Source organism: Eubacterium sp. MSJ-13, from assembly GCF_018918235.1.
Lineage (GTDB): Bacteria > Bacillota > Clostridia > Lachnospirales > Lachnospiraceae > Butyribacter.
In genome coordinates this window covers 1-15,513 of sequence record NZ_JAHLQE010000105.1, presented here as the reverse complement: position 1 = coordinate 15,513, position 15,513 = coordinate 1, and the positions used below count along the sequence as shown (strand labels likewise).

Here is a 15,513-nt window from a genome sequence, read left to right as displayed (position 1 = left end):
GCAGATTGAAAATTTACCCTGCGTTATTTAGCTGAAAATCATTGATACAGTACACTAGCATTTATTACATCACTATCACAGGCAGCAGCTAAACTGGAACTATATTTAAAACTTCTATCATTGGTTGAATTGCTGTCCAATGCCTTTTTTATAGCATTAAAATCATAAAATGAATATTGAACATTTCCTTGACTGCTTTGTTTAAACATAAGCATCTTTTTTCCGTCAGGAGATACATAGGCAGCACATCTCCTTAAATTCTTAAATTGTGTTCTTGTTTTGTTTGAATACTCCGTATCATCCAGTTTGTCAATTTTTGTGCTCGTTAATGTAACATCTGGTTGATATTTAATTTTGCCGATTTTATCTGCTTCCCAAAACTCATCACCATTTGCATTATAATTTTTTTTGCGTTTGCACATACAATAAAGTATTGATTATTATTATACTGGTATGAAATCAGATTCTGGCCATGTCCAACACCTTCAAGGTTCATAGAATCTCTCATTTTGCCACTACCAAACCAAATGTTACCATTCTTCTTAAATTTTTACTCATAATCTACCTCCTATATTGTTCTGCTTTTCAGCATTTTTTTGTTAATAACACTATATCACAAAATTTGGCATTATTTTATTTTTTGGGAAAAGTGGTCGAAAATACGGGAAAAGTGGTAAATTTCATTGTTTTTTTATGTTTTTGACCACTTTTCCCGATTTCCGGTAAAATCTATATCTTTTCAGCTTTGACAGTTATTTGCATTGCAGATGTGAACGATAATATACCACAAAAATCTGCAGTTTTTGCACATAAAAAACACATATTTATTTGATATATTGACTGTGTTTGAACTGTCACTTGCAGCATATGATTTTTTTGAGGTGTTATAAATGGATATTATTAAAAAGCAAATGCGTATTGGCGGGATGTCATGCGTAAATTGTCAGAACAGGATAGAAAAAGAATTGAACGATACTAAAGGAGTTTTGCAGATAAAAGTAAGCTATGGCACAGGCATTGCGGACATTGTTTATGATGGTGATGCCATAACGCAGGATAAAATATTTGATGTTATCAAGAAAACAGGATATGAGGTTTTAGACGAAAATTCAGGGCAAAAACAGGATGTTGTGAGGAATATAGCATTACTTATTATAATTGCTGTGTTGTACATAATATTGCAGCAATCAGGGATTTTAAATCTTCTTGTACCGGGAAAACTTGCTGATACAAAAATGGGATATGGGATGCTATTTGTTATAGGATTGATTACATCGGTACATTGTATTGCCATGTGCGGCGGAATTAATCTGACACAGTGTATTCCTAAAAATAATGTAAATGATATTGTTGATAATAATGTGGATAACAGCATAACTGATAATAGTATAAATAATGTTAAAAGTGAAAGCAGATTTTCTTATTTAAAGCCGGCGGTTCTTTATAATTTGGGGCGTGTGATTTCTTATACGGCTATTGGTTTTATTTTGGGACTTGTCGGGATGTTTATTGTAGGAAATTCAGGGACGGGAATTTCTGTTTTATTTCAGGGAATTTTGAAAATTATCGCCGGGATTTTTATGGTCATTATGGGAATAAATATGCTTGACATTTTTCCAGCGTTGCGGCGTTTTAGTCTGAGAGTGCCAAGATTTATCGGAGTTAAGATAAATAAGAAAAAAAGTGATAGTAAACAGCCGATAGTTATCGGAACTTTAAACGGTTTAATGCCATGTGGTCCATTACAGTCAATGCAGATCGTGGCATTTGGCTCAGGAAATCCTGTTGCAGGAGCATTTGCAATGTTTATGTTTAGTCTTGGAACAGTGCCGTTGATGCTGGGATTTGGGGCGGCTGTATCAGCACTTGGAAAAAGATTTTCAAAAAAAGTTATGGGTGTCGGTGCAGTGCTGGTGGTAGTTATGGGACTTGCAATGTTGTCTCAGGGGGGAAGTCTGTCGGGGCTTACCTCAAATATATTTGTAAATACTAAAAATAACAATACTGCGGATGAAAAAGCAGAGCTGACAGATGGAGTACAGATTGTAAAAAGTACATTGCAGTCAGGCAGTTATCCTAATATAACAGTGAGTGCAGGGATTCCGGTAAAATGGGTTATAGATGTACCGAAAGGTTCGATAAATGGATGCAATTATAAAATGGTACTTAGTGAATATGGTATTGAACATACTTTTACTGAGGGCGAAAATATTATTGAATTTACTCCGGAAAAGACCGGTACAGTAAGCTATACCTGCTGGATGGGGATGATACATGGAAGTATTTATGTTGAACAAAATGATTAAATAATAGGAGGATATAAAAACATGAACAACAACCGAAAGACAAATAAAAAATCGAACAACAATATTTTTATAGTTATTGCAGCAATTATTTTATGTATTGCAGCTATGGGAATTTATATGTTTAAACAGAACGGTGGCAAGAAAGAACAGCAGAGTGAAAGGACAGCGGCAGTATCAGATAGCGAGGTCGCAGACAGCGATGCACAGAATAGTGAAATAAGTGATAATAAAACAAATAATAACAAAGCAAATGATAATGAAACTAATGACAGTACATCTGAAAGTGATGGCACAGAAAACAAAAATAGTAAAAGCGAAAAGGTTATTTCAAAAGGCAAAAGTTTAAAAATACCGGTAAGTGATATCTCATCAACGGTAAGTTTTTATCCGATAAAAGTAGATGGAGTAGAGATGGAGATTATTGCGGTAAAAGACTCGGAGGGAGAAATCCGTACAGCTTTTAATACCTGTCAGGTCTGCTATAGCTCAGGCAGGGGTTATTATGTGCAGGATGGGGATGCATTGGTATGCCAGAACTGCGGCAATCAGTTTACTATAGATGATATTGGCGTAGAGGCAGGCGGGTGCAATCCATGGGCAATTATGTCTGATGCCAGAACTGTAAAAAATGGTAAACTTGAAATTTCTTATGATTATTTAAAAGAGTCGGAGCAGATTTTTTCAAATTGGAAAGAGGGAATTTAACACTATCAAACAAGTAGCAGAGCGGATTGCGAGTATCCGCTTGAAAAAGGTCAGGTGGCAGTTTTGAAAAATATATTGGTTGTTGATGATGAGAGGATGATACGGGAGGCAGTTGCCTCATATTTGGAAAAGCAGGGGTTTAAGGTTTTTCAGGCGGAAACTGGACAAGAAGCATTACAGCTTTTTAAAAAAGAGTCGATTGCGTTTATTATATTAGATCTTATGCTTCCTGATTTTTCCGGTGAGGAAATATGCACAATGATTCGCAAAACATCACGCGTGCCGATAATAATGCTTACAGCGAAGTCAATGGAAAATGATATGTTAAATGGTCTTAATATCGGAGCGGATGATTATATCACAAAGCCGTTTAGCTTGAAAAATCTGTACGCACGCATACAGGCGGTTCTCAGGAGAACTTCTGACGATTTAAAACCGCTTGTGGAAAAATTTTCATGGAATAACGGTGATCTTGTTATTGATTATGACCGCAGCGAAGTTTTTAAAAGAGGTGAAAAAGTAGCGGTCACACCTATTGAATGGAAGATATTGTCTGCATTTTCAAAATATCCGCAAAAAGTTTTTACAAGGGATGAACTTATAAATCTGGCATTTGATATGGATTTTGAGGGGTACGACAGGGTGATAGATACCCATGTGAAAAATCTTCGCAAAAAGATTGAAGATGATCCAAAGAAACCTGTATATATCTGCACTGTTCATGGTGTCGGTTACAGGTTTGGGGGAGATGTTAGATGAAACATAAGATAAGTACACAGTTATCTGTTGGATTTGCATTTATTGTTTTTATCACGATTTTTATAATAAGTTTAACTGCTAATATACTGATAAACGGGCAGTTTGAAAAGTATGTTGTTTTGCAGCAGAAAAATTTTTCAAAACAACTCGTGTCAACGCTTATGTCCCAATACAACAGTAGTAATGGGGAATGGAATCTTGACTATGTTCATGGTGTTGGGATGTATGCATTAAAAGACGGATATATTATCAAACTTTATGACAGGGAAAAAAACGTTATCTGGGATGCCGAAAATCACGATATGACATATTGCCATGATGTTATGAAAGAGATAAGCAATAAAATGGAAAAAAAACGACCGGGAATTGAGGGAAGTTTTTTGAGTCATCATTATGACCTGAAACAGAAAAGTGATATTGTGGGGTATCTGGATGTCAGTTATTACAGTCCGTTTTATTATAATGACAGTGATTTCAGATTTCTTGACTCATTAAATAAAATTCTTATTGTTGTCGGAATATCGTCTGTTATTCTTGCGGCAGTGGCAGGCGTGATACTTGCAAGGCGGTTATCTGTACCTCTTGTAAAGGTGACAGACATTACGAAAAAAGTGTCTGAGGGAAATTATTCCATAAGGTTTAAGGAGGATGTGCGGACAAGAGAATTGTCAGAACTTAGTGAGTCAATAAATCATATGGCTGAAAGTCTGGAAAAGCAGGAAACTATCAGAAGACGACTTACCTCGGATGTTGCACATGAACTTAGGACTCCTGTTGCCAATGTGTCCTCAAATCTGGAGGCTATAATCGAGGGAGTATGGGAGCCTGATACGGAAAGGCTGCAAAGCTGTTATGATGAACTTCAAAGGATTTCAGAGATTATTTCTGATCTGGAAAAACTGCGTCAGATAGAAGACGAAAATATGAACTTGGAAAAAACGGCAGTAGATTTATATGAACTGGTGCAGGCGGTACGGACAGTATTTGAACCGGAGCTTCAAAAAAAGCATCTTAATTGTGTTTTAAATGGAGAGACTACGGTGGTTCAGGGTGATGGAAAAAGGCTGCATCAGGTGATTTTTAATCTGCTGTCAAATGCGGCAAAATATTCGACAGATGGTGGAAATATAAATATAAGTTTAAAAGATAACGGACAGGAAATGGCAGTTTTAATTGTGGAAGACGAGGGAATAGGTATCTCAAAGGAGGATATTCCACTTATTTTTGAGCGTTTTTACAGAACGGATATTTCACGCAACCGAAAGACCGGAGGGGCAGGCATAGGTCTTACTATCGTGAAAGCAATCGTGCAGGCTCATAATGGGAAGATAACAGTTGAGAGTAAAGAAGGGGAGGGCAGCAGATTTATTGTGGAGCTGCCGAAAGGTATTCCGGCATAAAAAGAGAATTTACAATACAATGAGCAAGTTCAGATATTGCCATAGTTGTTTTTATGGCTGAACTGTTACAAAAAAATAAATTGTGCACAACCTATTGACAAAAACCTCAATAGGTTGTATTTTTTATACATAAAGATTGTGCACAATCTAATTTGCATCAAGAAAGTCCCAAGCTTCTATTGCGTAGAACAATAAGTGGTGGGTGTAGACTTGCTTATATCAGTGGGGACAAGCCCCTTCTGATATGCTGCGATAGCAGCTAATAGTGTTATGAGTAATGAGTAAATAGCGAAACGAATTGCGAATATCCTTGACTTTTGGCAAGCTAATATAAAATTAAATGCTGAATAATAAAATTTAGAAAAAATTATATTTTAAATGGAGAAAATGAAAGGAATTTATTTATGAAGAAAGGCGCTATATATTTTATCGGATTGATATTTATTTTTGGGCTGTCAGGTTGTGGAAAAGAGGTGAAACAAAAAGAAAATAAGGAATATTCTGTTGTGGAGGAAAAAAATTCACAGCCATCGGTAACAAAAGATGCGGAAATAGAAAACAGTTTACAGCCATCGGTAACAAATAATACTGTAAAAGAAAACGACATTAAGAAGAAAGATTCACAGCAGTTATTAGAATCAGAAAACAAATACAGTATTGTACAGGACGAGGATGTAAATGTATATAGTGATGTAAAAAAATATGGCAGGATAAAAAAGAAACACAAAAAATTTAAGAGAAAAGATGGTAAAGAATATTTTTACTATGACATGGAGTGTTTTTACTTTAATGATGATTATCCGGCTGTTTTAAATGATACGTTACAAAGATATTATGACTCACAAAAAGAATCTTATGAGAACTCGGCAAAAACATATTCAGGAGAATCGGATAATGCACCGAATGTACCGTATGACAGCCTTATTTTTCAATATTTTACTTATATCGGGGATGATTATGTGAGTATGGTATTTAATGATGTTACCTATATGGGTGGGGCACATCAGTATTCTAAAATAGATGGTGTTACTATTGACTGTAATACGGGAGAAATGGTTGATGTAAATCCGTTTATAAATGACACAGACGAGGAAATAAATAAGCAGTTTAAGGAATTGCTTGGAATAGCAGAATACGACAACAAAGAATGGGATTTTTACATTACAGATAAAAATGTTGTTTTCTTTTATTATGATTCACGCTTTTGGGATTCAGTAGAAACAAAAAGGGTAAGATAAAGACAGATATTTTATAGGAGGTAAATAAAATGAGATTTTATGATTTTGAAGCAGAGGATGTTTATGGAGATATTCACAAGATGGAGGAATACAAGGGAAAGGTAGTCCTTGTGGTAAATACGGCTACACAGTGCGGATTTACACCACAGTACGATAAACTTCAGGACATTTATGAGCAGTATCAGCATGAGGGCTTTGAAATACTTGATTTTCCATGCAACCAGTTTGATGGTCAGGCACCAGAATCTAATGAAGAAATTGTATCTTTTTGTGATGCAAAGTTTGGGATAACATTCAGACATTATGCGAAGATAGATGTAAATGGTGCAGACGTACATCCATTGTATTCATTTTTAAAAGAACAGAAAGGGTTTTCAGGCTTTAATGAAGAAAATTCACTGACACCTATATTGGAGAGCAGACTGGCGAGAATACATCCTGATTATAAGGAAACTTCTGATATAAAATGGAATTTCACAAAGTTTCTGATAGACAGAGATGGAAATGTTGTGGAGAGATTTGAGCCGACAGAAGATATGGAAGTTGTGGCTGAGAAGATAAGAGAGTTATTGTAGGAAGGACTTTTGAGTCAGATATGAGTGATAAATATGATGTATTGAAACTTGACAATCAATTATGCTTTCCGTTATATGCGTGTGCAAAAGAGATAGTTAAAAGATATAAACCATTTCTGGATGAACTGGAACTGACATACACGCAGTATATAGCAATGATGGTGTTGTGGGAAGAAAAAAGCATAAATGTGAAAGACCTCGGTAAAAGATTATATCTTGATTCTGGGACATTGACACCGGTATTAAAAAGACTTGAACAGAAAAATTTTGTGACAAGACAGCGGGACAGCAGGGACGAGAGGAGTCTTATAGTAAGTGTTACGAAAGAGGGGGAGAAATTAAAGGAAAAAGCAGTGGAAATCCCTCATAAAATGGCAGGTTGTGTGGCACTCGGCAAGGAGGATGCCACACAACTGTATAGGATATTGCATGAGATATTGCAAGGATTTGGTGAGGGGTAGAAATTTTTACTCCTTTTTAAGCTTACTAAAATAAAACGGAATCAATGTCACCGCTGCAAGTGTCCATGCGGCAGTATGTCCGAAAGAAATTCCGTAAAATCCGAATGGTTTTGCAAGAAGGCCGACGATAAGTGCTCTTGCGATAAGCTCACAAGTTCCACCGATAAGTGTTATGCCTGCGTAGCCCATACCCTGCAATGTACTGCGAAACACAAATAAAAAAGCAAGTGGGATATATCCGAGCATACAGCAGTTCATAAAATAATGCGTATAACTTACAACTTTATCCGTTACATCACTGACAAAAAGAGATATGGCAGAATTTAAAAACAGCAGTATAAAAATGATGCAGAATATTGAACATCCTATGCCTATCTGAATTCCTATGCGTACACCTTTCCGCACTCTTTTAACATCGCCGTTTCCGTAATTCTGTCCGACAAAAGTTGCCATTGTCATTCCGAGTGCATTGAAAGTCTGTGTTAGGATATTTTGTATTTTTGTGCCTATTGTAAATGCGGTAATATAAGTCGTTCCGCAGTTATTTAATGCAATCTGTACTATCATTGTTGCAACTGCGGTTATACAGACCTGTGCTCCCATAGGAATACCGTTTTTAAAAAGTAATTTCCTGTATGTACCTTTGATTTTCAGACTGTTCCTATCAAAATGTAAAAGCGGATATTTTTTCCAGCCATAAAAAACAGAAGCACATAGAACAAGAAATTGTGCAAGTACGGTTGCAAAAGCTGCTCCTGCAACTCCCATATGCAGGACAGCGACAAATAAAATGTCAAGTCCTATATTTGTGAATGAGGAGATGAGCAGCATATAAAAACTTATCTTGCTGTCCCCAATTGCACGGAGCACTGCAAGCACCGAATTTAATCCCATTGAACATGGCATACCTACAAAAAGTATTATAAGGTATATTGATGAATTTGCCTTTAATTCATGGGGAGTATTCATAAGTGTAAGTATGGTCGGTGTGGTGATGGAGAGTATCACAGCAAGTGCAAGTGATATTATCAGGCAGTATTTTGTGATAAGTGCCGTATAAATCTTTAAATCTTTTTCATCTTTTCTTCCCCATGCCTGTGCGATACAGATGGAAAAACCTGTTGCAATACCATTCGTACAGCCGAAAAATAAATATGTTAGCGAATCTGTTGCTCCGATAGATGCGAGAGCGTTAGCACCGAGATTTTGTCCGACGATAACGGAGTCAACAAGACTGTATATCTGTTGTACGATATTTCCGAATAAAACCGGGATTGCAAATGCAAGAAGAATAGGAAGTATATTTCCCTCGGTCATGTTTTTTTGTATGCTTTTTTGTGTTTTCATAATGAACCTCATTTCTATATTAAGAAATTTTTTCGTAAAAGTTAAGCTTTATATTATTTATAAATCTATCAATTATTGACATGATAATCAAGAAAAAAATATAATTATGATGCTGACATATAACAATATGGACATTATTGTTGCTGGCAAGCTATGGAGGAAAAAGGTATGAACATAGAATACATTTGCAAACAGATGGTAAGAGTGCTGCATTGTGATATAGTACAGTTAGATAAATCCGGAACTATTTATAAAAGTTATGGAAATATGGCAAAACTTAGTAATCCATTGTTTACTGATCCGGATTTTTTGAACAGGATAAATACAAGAGAGAATAAAGATTATCCTGATATTTTTACTGAGAAACAAAATATTTTTTATGCATTACTTCATATGGACAATGGCAGGATTATAATAGGGCCTATCAGTATTGAAAAACAGAGGACGGATTTAAATAGATATATGATAGAAACTCATCATATAAGTGAGAAAACAGGATTTCAGTTATCATTTTGCGAATTAAAGGTATTTGGTGCGGGTGTAATTATGCTTTATAATTTTATAACGGGAAATGAATTATCATTAAATGAATTGTGGCAGAAGAATGAGATTAAAAGTTCAGATGTTGCTGAGATAAAAGAATCGGTATCAAATGTTATTTTTGAACATCAGGAAAATGTACAGCCGCATAATCCGTATGATCAGGAGTTGAGGGAACTTGACAGCATCCGCAATGGCGATGTGGAAAGATTGAAAGAGAGTATTGCGGAAACTTATCGTGGTGAGGTGGGGCAGCTTGCAAAAAATCAGATAAGACAGGCAAAAAATATTGCTATTTGTGTCATAACACTTGCGTCAAGGGCAGCAATCGCAGGTGGAATGGTGCCTGAAGAAGCGTTTTCGACGGTTGATGGTTATATTTTAAATATTGAAGATATGGATAATGCTGCAAAAATTGATGCAATGATGCGGCAGGCAGAGTATGAATTTGCGGAAAAAGTATCAGATATTAACAATAACAGGCAGAAAAATGAGTTGATTGAGCGAACTAAAAATTATATTTTCCAGCATTTGCATGATGATATTATTATAGGAAATATAGGCAGGGAGATAGGAGTAAATAACAGCTATCTGTCTAAATTATTTCATCGGGTAGAGGGGATTACGATACAGCAGTACATAAGAAAGAAAAAGATTCATCTTGCACAAAACATGCTTCTTTATTCAGAATATGATGTTAAAGATATCGCAAATTATCTGGCTTTTTGTTCACAAAGTTATTTTGGAAATGTATTTAAAGAGGAGGTTGGTATGACACCGATAAAATATAGAAAAAAATATGGAAAGTGGAAAAATAAACAAAATAAATGATATTTTAACAAAATGAACGATATAATTTATCGGAAATCTCCGCTAATATATAGACAGTAAATGGTTACCGGTTACACGGCAGGTATATGAACAGTAATAAAAAATGGAGGATTAGTATGAATTTACAAAGATTTACAAACAAAAATGCAACCGAAAAAGTTACTATTAAAGAGCGTTTGGCTTACGGTTGTGGAGATTTTTCGTCTAATATCATGTATTCGGCAATGGCAGCTTTTCTGCTGTTTTATTACACCGATGTTGTAGGTGTAAGTTCAGCGGCAGTCGGAGTTATAATGTTATGTTCACGACTTTTTGATGGTGTCAGTGACCTTATAATGGGAGTTATCATAGACCGTACAAAATCACCGTTTGGTAAGACGAGGATATGGATATTAAGACTTGTGATTCCGTATGCAATTGGTACTGTGCTATTGTTTTCTGTTCCTGTAGGATGGACACAGACGGCAAAATTGGTTTATATTTTCTTTAGTTACAACCTTGCTTTCACTGTTATATTTACTGGAATCAATCTTCCATATGCAACATTGACAGCATTGATGACTCAGGATCAGTATGAGCGTTCAGTTCTCAGTATTTTCAGAATGATACTCGCTACATGTGGAACATTATTTATTAAGACATGTACACTTCCGGTTGTAAAATTTTTTGGAAATGACGCAAAGGCATGGACAATGACATTCGTTGTTTTTGGTGCGTTGGAGATAATTACATTTATGATAACATTTCTGTTTACAAGGGAGCGTGTGAGTACATCAGATGATAATCGTTTTAAAGTTCCGGTTTCATTAGGATTTAAAGCATTAGTTAAAAATAAATACTGGTTTATGGCAACATTAAATCTTATCCTTATTTTTATAGCTCAGGGAATAAATGGTTCTGCAGAGGTTTATTATACAAAAAATATATTGGGAAACAGTAACCTTGTTGGAACATTTTCTGTAGCACTTCAGGCAACGCAGATTGTATGTATGTTCTTTATAGCATTTTTTGTTAAGAAGTATGGAAAGAGAAATGTGCTTATGGCAGGTGCTGTTATTATGATAGCAGGTTATGGTATCATGGGATTAGGCGGAGATAATCTGTCTTTCTTAATAGCCGGATGTATTCTTAGAGGTGTAGGAAATGCAGGTATTTCAGCATGTATGTTTGCAATGGTAACAGACACTATCGAATACGGAGAATGGAAAACGGGAATCAGGACTGAAGGCCTTATCAACAGTGCGGCAAGTTTTGGTCAGAAAATCGGAAATGGACTTAGCAATGTATTGTTAGGTGCGATACTTGCTATTGGAGGATATGCAGGTAAGGCTTCAATACAGACAGATAGTGCAAAGGCGGCAATAAAAGCAGGATATATTTATGTTCCTATTATATTAACGGTCGTTCAGATAATCGTGCTTATGTTTTATCATCTGGATAAGGAGTATGATACTATTCTGACTGATCTAAAAAGCAGAAGAGTTTCAAAGTAGAGTGAAATATGATGCAAGGATTAAAAGCAGATAGTAATTTGGCAATCCTTTACATTTGTTGGGAACAAAATATAAACATATATGGAAATTTATATAAATTATTCGGTTGGAAGTGAGTGATATAGTATATTAGTAAGTATAGAATTGCTATAGTTTAGGAAAAAATAGAAATCAGGAGGAAAAAAGAGTGAACGAAATTCTTTTTGGAACGGCATATTATGATGAATATATGCCATATGAGCGTTTAGATAAAGATATTGAAATGATGAAAAAAGCAGGCATAAATACTGTGAGGATAGCCGAGTCTACATGGAGTACATGTGAGCCACAGGAGGGTGTTTTTGATTTTTCCCATGTGGAAAAAGTCATGGACGCAATGGAAGAAGCAGGGATAAATGTGATAATCGGTACACCTACATATGCGGTTCCGACATGGATGGTAAAATCACATCCTGATGTTATTGCAGAAACGGTAAATGGCAGAGGAATTTATGGTGCACGCCAGATAATGGACATAACACATCCGGTATATCTTTATTATGCAGAGCGTGTTATAAGGGAACTTATGAAGCGTGTCGCAAATAGAAAGTGCGTCATAGGTTATCAGATAGACAACGAAACAAAATATTATGGAACTGCGGGTAAAAATGTGCAGGAGAGATTTGTTAAATATCTCAGGAAAAAATTTAATGATGACCTTGATGCGTTAAATTACGAATTTGGGCTTGATTATTGGAGTAACAGGATAAACGCATGGGAAGATTTCCCAGATGTCCGTGGAACGATAAACGGAAGTCTTGGAGCAGAGTTTGAAAAATTCCAGAGAACTTTGGTAGATGATTTCTTGAGCTGGCAGGTGGATATTGTAAATGAATATAAAAGAGATGACCAGTTTATCACACACAATTTTGATTTTGAATGGCGTGGATATTCTTATGGGGTGCAGCCTGATGTAAATCATTATCATGCAGCTAAATGTCTTACTATAGCAGGAGTTGATATTTATCATCCGTCACAGGACAAACTTACGGGCAATGAGATAGCATTTGGCGGAGATATGACACGCTCACTTAAAAATGACAACTATCTTCTGATTGAAACTGAGGCACAGGGATTTCCAGCATGGACACCATATAAAGGACAGTTGAGATTACAGGCGTACAGTCACCTTGCATCAGGAGCAAACAGTGTTATGTACTGGCACTGGCATTCAATACACAATTCCTTTGAGACATATTGGAAAGGAATACTGAGTCACGATTTTGCAGAAAATGCAGTTTATCGTGAAGCGTGTATTATAGGTAACGAACTTTCAAAAGCTGGAAAACACCTTGTCAATCTTAAGAAGAAAAATGAGGTTGCGATACTTGTAAGTAATGAGGCACTCACGGCATTAAAATGGTTTGGTATAAATGTATCAACTATAGGTTATGATGGTGCAAGATACAATGACATTGTACGATGGATATATGATACACTTTACAAAATGAACATAGAGTGTGATTTTGTATGGCCTGAGTCAGAAAATTTTGACCAATATAAAGCGATTATCGTGCCGGCACTTTACGCTGCACCGGATGAATTATTGAAAAAACTTGACAAATATGTTGCTGATGGCGGTAATCTTGTTGCTACATTTAAAACTGCTTTTGCAAACGAAAATATAAAAGTAAGCTATGACACACAGCCACATATATTAAATAATTGTTTTGGTATAAAATATAACCAGTTTACCCTGCCTGAAAATGTCGGGCTTTCAGGGGAAATAGTTAGCGGCTTTGAAGATGCAAAAGCAGAGACATTTATGGAACTTATCATACCTGAAACAGCGGAAGTCTTAATGTCATATGACCATTATGCGTGGAGTGATTATGCAGCGGTAACAAAGAACAGCTATGGCAATGGAAATGCGATGTATATCGGATGTATGTTTGATGAGAGCATTTTAAAGAAGCTGTTTAAAGAATTTTTTGAGGAAATCGGTGTCGTGGTTTCAGATGTGCAGTTTCCGGTAATAATACGAAAAGGCGTAAACGATTTTGGAAAGAAAGTAACATATTATCTCAATTATTCTGCTGATACACAGAAGGTGGAGTATAAAGGAAAAGACGGTGTAGAACTGCTGTCAGGCAAAGATGTGGCACATTTGGAGAATATTGAGATAAAGGCTTGGAATCTTTGTATTATCAAAGAGAAATAGTGTGTGGCAAAGGTCAAAAACGGATAGTACTCCGAGGAACATTATAATGTTATAGTATGTTAATATGAGATTGTGAAACTTATAATATATTTATTGAAAGGTTTAATTAAATGTTATTATAGTTTTGCAATCTCTTAAATATTATTTAGAGGTTTCTTGACTGAAAGTGGGGAAGATGGAGTTTTAGAGAAGAAAATAAATTGATAAACAGAAAAGCACACATAAGGTTTATGTCTGTACACACTTGACATAAATTTGATATTTACAAAAAACGTGTGCGGAAATGAGGAATAACATGAAAACCAAAATTGATAGTATAATAAAAAGTTTGATAAGCAGCGGCACTACGATTTCAACTATGGAGAGCTGCACATCAGGTCTTATTGCCTCCATGATAACTGATACGGAGGGAGCATCGGCAATCTTTCCGGGCGGATATGTGACTTATCTCAACGAGACTAAGATTTTTGTCGGTGTTGATGAAGATATAATAAAAAAATATGGTGTATATTCAAATGAGTGTGCTAAGGCGATGGCAGAGACTGTTAAGAAAAAAATGAATACTGATATAGCAATCGGAATAACGGGGACTACAGGAAATATTGATCCTAATAATGCCGACAGTGTTCAGGGGAAAGTGTATTTTTGTATAATTGTTGGTGAGAAAGTAAATTCTTTTGAGTTTGATGCTGATGTTAAGGGCATGAGCAGGCATGAGATTAAAGAGTTGTATGCGGAAAAGGTGTTTGAGAAGTTAGGGATGTTAATAAAATAATAAATTTAAACCGTCAGTTTATTAAAATAATAAGCTGGCGGATTTTTTATGCATTTTATAAATAAAAATGAACCAAATCATTACCTTGATTGTCTTACATATAGAACATGATAATCATATGCATATGAATTATAGTTCAATGAAAGGACAGGAGGTTGGCGAAAGACAACATGGATAAAACAAAGATAACCGAAGAGTATTTTGTGAAAATAGTAGAAGAAGAAAAAGATCTGATGTTCAGGCTTGCCTACAATATTATGCAAAATACGGCAGATTCTGAGGATGTGGTTGCAGAATCGATATGTAAAGCATGGGAAAAGCGTGCCAGTCTGAAAAGTCCTGCTAAATTAAGAAACTGGATGTTAAGGATTACTGTAAATATTGCCAAAAATGCGGTTATATCAAGAAACCGTACAAAGCCGGTTGAGGACTGTCAGAAATATTATAAAGGTAAAACAGATGAAAAGATAAATATCTGGGAACTGGTCGGTGAGTTAAAAGAAAAAGAAGGGACAGTGATTACCTTATATTATTATAGGGGATTTTCAGTAAAAGAAATCTCTAATATACTTCATGTACCAGAGGGGACAGTAAAATCAAGGCTTTATAAGGCAAGAAAACATTTAAAGGATTTGACACTATAAAGGAAATTCTAAGCTTCTATTGCGTAAAGCAATAAGTGGGGGGTGGGGACTTCCTTGTATCAGGAGAGCTACAAGCCCTTCTGATATGTATGCTGCTATAGCAGCTATGTGATAGTAGTTGATAGTGTTATGAGCAAGTAGCAGAGCGGCTTGCGAATATCCGTTTGACTGTAGGAGGATAGGGGCTGTCGCATTAAGTATAATCTATACAATATGTAGATGTTAATAACAGATTTATT

14 protein-coding genes are annotated in these 15,513 nt (G+C 35.7%); 12 read left to right on the top strand and 2 right to left on the bottom strand.

Annotated elements, in window-relative coordinates:
* Positions 1-38 precede the first annotated feature (38 nt).
* Positions 39-422, bottom strand: coding sequence for a helveticin J family class III bacteriocin (locus tag KQI69_RS06760; protein ID WP_216564583.1), 384 nt, complete (start codon positions 420-422; stop codon positions 39-41).
* Between the two features lie 468 nt (positions 423-890).
* Between KQI69_RS06760 and KQI69_RS06755 the strand changes: the two genes are divergently transcribed.
* The 7 genes from KQI69_RS06755 to KQI69_RS06725 all read left to right on the top strand — a co-directional run bounded on the left by KQI69_RS06755 (position 891) and on the right by KQI69_RS06725 (position 7,444).
* Positions 891-2,306, top strand: coding sequence for a sulfite exporter TauE/SafE family protein (locus tag KQI69_RS06755; protein ID WP_216564582.1), 1,416 nt, complete (start codon positions 891-893; stop codon positions 2,304-2,306).
* Between the two features lie 21 nt (positions 2,307-2,327).
* Positions 2,328-3,011 carry a DUF2318 domain-containing protein gene (locus tag KQI69_RS06750; protein ID WP_253289038.1) on the top strand — a complete coding sequence of 228 codons (684 nt, stop codon included), beginning with the start codon at positions 2,328-2,330 and terminating at the stop codon, positions 3,009-3,011.
* Positions 3,012-3,074: 63 nt separating this feature from the next.
* A complete protein-coding gene (locus tag KQI69_RS06745; RefSeq protein ID WP_256442232.1) occupies positions 3,075-3,770 on the top strand; it encodes a response regulator transcription factor in 696 nt (231 codons plus the stop codon).
* Complete coding sequence (locus KQI69_RS06740; protein WP_216564580.1) at positions 3,767-5,170, top strand: cell wall metabolism sensor histidine kinase WalK; 1,404 nt, start codon at positions 3,767-3,769, stop codon at positions 5,168-5,170. Before KQI69_RS06745 ends, KQI69_RS06740 begins: the two co-directional genes overlap by 4 nt.
* Positions 5,171-5,574: 404 nt before the next feature.
* Positions 5,575-6,408 (top strand): hypothetical protein, encoded by an 834-nt coding sequence (locus tag KQI69_RS06735; RefSeq protein WP_216564579.1) that lies wholly within the window; start codon positions 5,575-5,577, stop codon positions 6,406-6,408.
* A gap of 29 nt (positions 6,409-6,437) precedes the next feature.
* A complete protein-coding gene (locus KQI69_RS06730) occupies positions 6,438-6,983 on the top strand; it encodes a glutathione peroxidase (protein WP_216564578.1) in 546 nt (181 codons plus the stop codon).
* Between the two features lie 20 nt (positions 6,984-7,003).
* The gene (locus KQI69_RS06725; RefSeq protein WP_216564577.1) at positions 7,004-7,444 is read left to right on the top strand and encodes a MarR family winged helix-turn-helix transcriptional regulator; all 441 of its coding nucleotides are present in this window, start codon (positions 7,004-7,006) and stop codon (positions 7,442-7,444) included.
* Between the two features lie 6 nt (positions 7,445-7,450).
* Here KQI69_RS06725 and KQI69_RS06720 read toward each other — a convergent pair whose 3' ends face one another.
* Positions 7,451-8,791: an MATE family efflux transporter gene (locus tag KQI69_RS06720; RefSeq protein ID WP_216564576.1), complete on the bottom strand. Its 1,341-nt coding sequence runs from the start codon at positions 8,789-8,791 to the stop codon at positions 7,451-7,453.
* Positions 8,792-8,959: 168 nt separating this feature from the next.
* On the opposite strand from KQI69_RS06720, the gene KQI69_RS06715 reads away from it, so the two are divergent.
* From KQI69_RS06715 to KQI69_RS06695, 5 genes are all read left to right on the top strand, one after another.
* Complete coding sequence (locus tag KQI69_RS06715) at positions 8,960-10,162, top strand: AraC family transcriptional regulator (protein ID WP_216564575.1); 1,203 nt, start codon at positions 8,960-8,962, stop codon at positions 10,160-10,162.
* Positions 10,163-10,278: 116 nt separating this feature from the next.
* The gene (locus tag KQI69_RS06710; RefSeq protein WP_216564574.1) at positions 10,279-11,655 is read left to right on the top strand and encodes an MFS transporter; all 1,377 of its coding nucleotides are present in this window, start codon (positions 10,279-10,281) and stop codon (positions 11,653-11,655) included.
* 187 nt (positions 11,656-11,842) lie between these two features.
* Positions 11,843-13,855, top strand: coding sequence for a beta-galactosidase (locus KQI69_RS06705; RefSeq protein WP_216564573.1), 2,013 nt, complete (start codon positions 11,843-11,845; stop codon positions 13,853-13,855).
* 295 nt (positions 13,856-14,150) lie between these two features.
* Positions 14,151-14,630, top strand: coding sequence for a CinA family protein (locus KQI69_RS06700; RefSeq protein ID WP_216564572.1), 480 nt, complete (start codon positions 14,151-14,153; stop codon positions 14,628-14,630).
* Between the two features lie 155 nt (positions 14,631-14,785).
* Complete coding sequence (locus tag KQI69_RS06695; RefSeq protein ID WP_216564571.1) at positions 14,786-15,274, top strand: RNA polymerase sigma factor; 489 nt, start codon at positions 14,786-14,788, stop codon at positions 15,272-15,274.
* Positions 15,275-15,513 lie beyond the last annotated feature (239 nt).

Excerpts from the sequence above, each read along its gene's own strand:
- KQI69_RS06730 (WP_216564578.1), top strand. The coding sequence starts at position 6,438 with ATGAGATTTTATGATTTTGAAGCAGAGGATGTTTATGGAGATATTCAC.
- KQI69_RS06735 (WP_216564579.1), top strand. The coding sequence starts at position 5,575 with ATGAAGAAAGGCGCTATATATTTTATCGGATTGATATTTATTTTTGGG.
- KQI69_RS06710 (WP_216564574.1), top strand. The coding sequence starts at position 10,279 with ATGAATTTACAAAGATTTACAAACAAAAATGCAACCGAAAAAGTTACT.
- KQI69_RS06760 (WP_216564583.1), bottom strand. The coding sequence starts at position 422 with ATGTGCAAACGCAAAAAAAATTATAATGCAAATGGTGATGAGTTTTGG.
- KQI69_RS06715 (WP_216564575.1), top strand. The coding sequence starts at position 8,960 with ATGAACATAGAATACATTTGCAAACAGATGGTAAGAGTGCTGCATTGT.
- KQI69_RS06700 (WP_216564572.1), top strand. The coding sequence starts at position 14,151 with ATGAAAACCAAAATTGATAGTATAATAAAAAGTTTGATAAGCAGCGGC.
- KQI69_RS06755 (WP_216564582.1), top strand. The coding sequence starts at position 891 with ATGGATATTATTAAAAAGCAAATGCGTATTGGCGGGATGTCATGCGTA.
- KQI69_RS06720 (WP_216564576.1), bottom strand. The coding sequence starts at position 8,791 with ATGAAAACACAAAAAAGCATACAAAAAAACATGACCGAGGGAAATATA.
- KQI69_RS06740 (WP_216564580.1), top strand. The coding sequence starts at position 3,767 with ATGAAACATAAGATAAGTACACAGTTATCTGTTGGATTTGCATTTATT.
- KQI69_RS06725 (WP_216564577.1), top strand. The coding sequence starts at position 7,004 with ATGAGTGATAAATATGATGTATTGAAACTTGACAATCAATTATGCTTT.
- KQI69_RS06750 (WP_253289038.1), top strand. The coding sequence starts at position 2,328 with ATGAACAACAACCGAAAGACAAATAAAAAATCGAACAACAATATTTTT.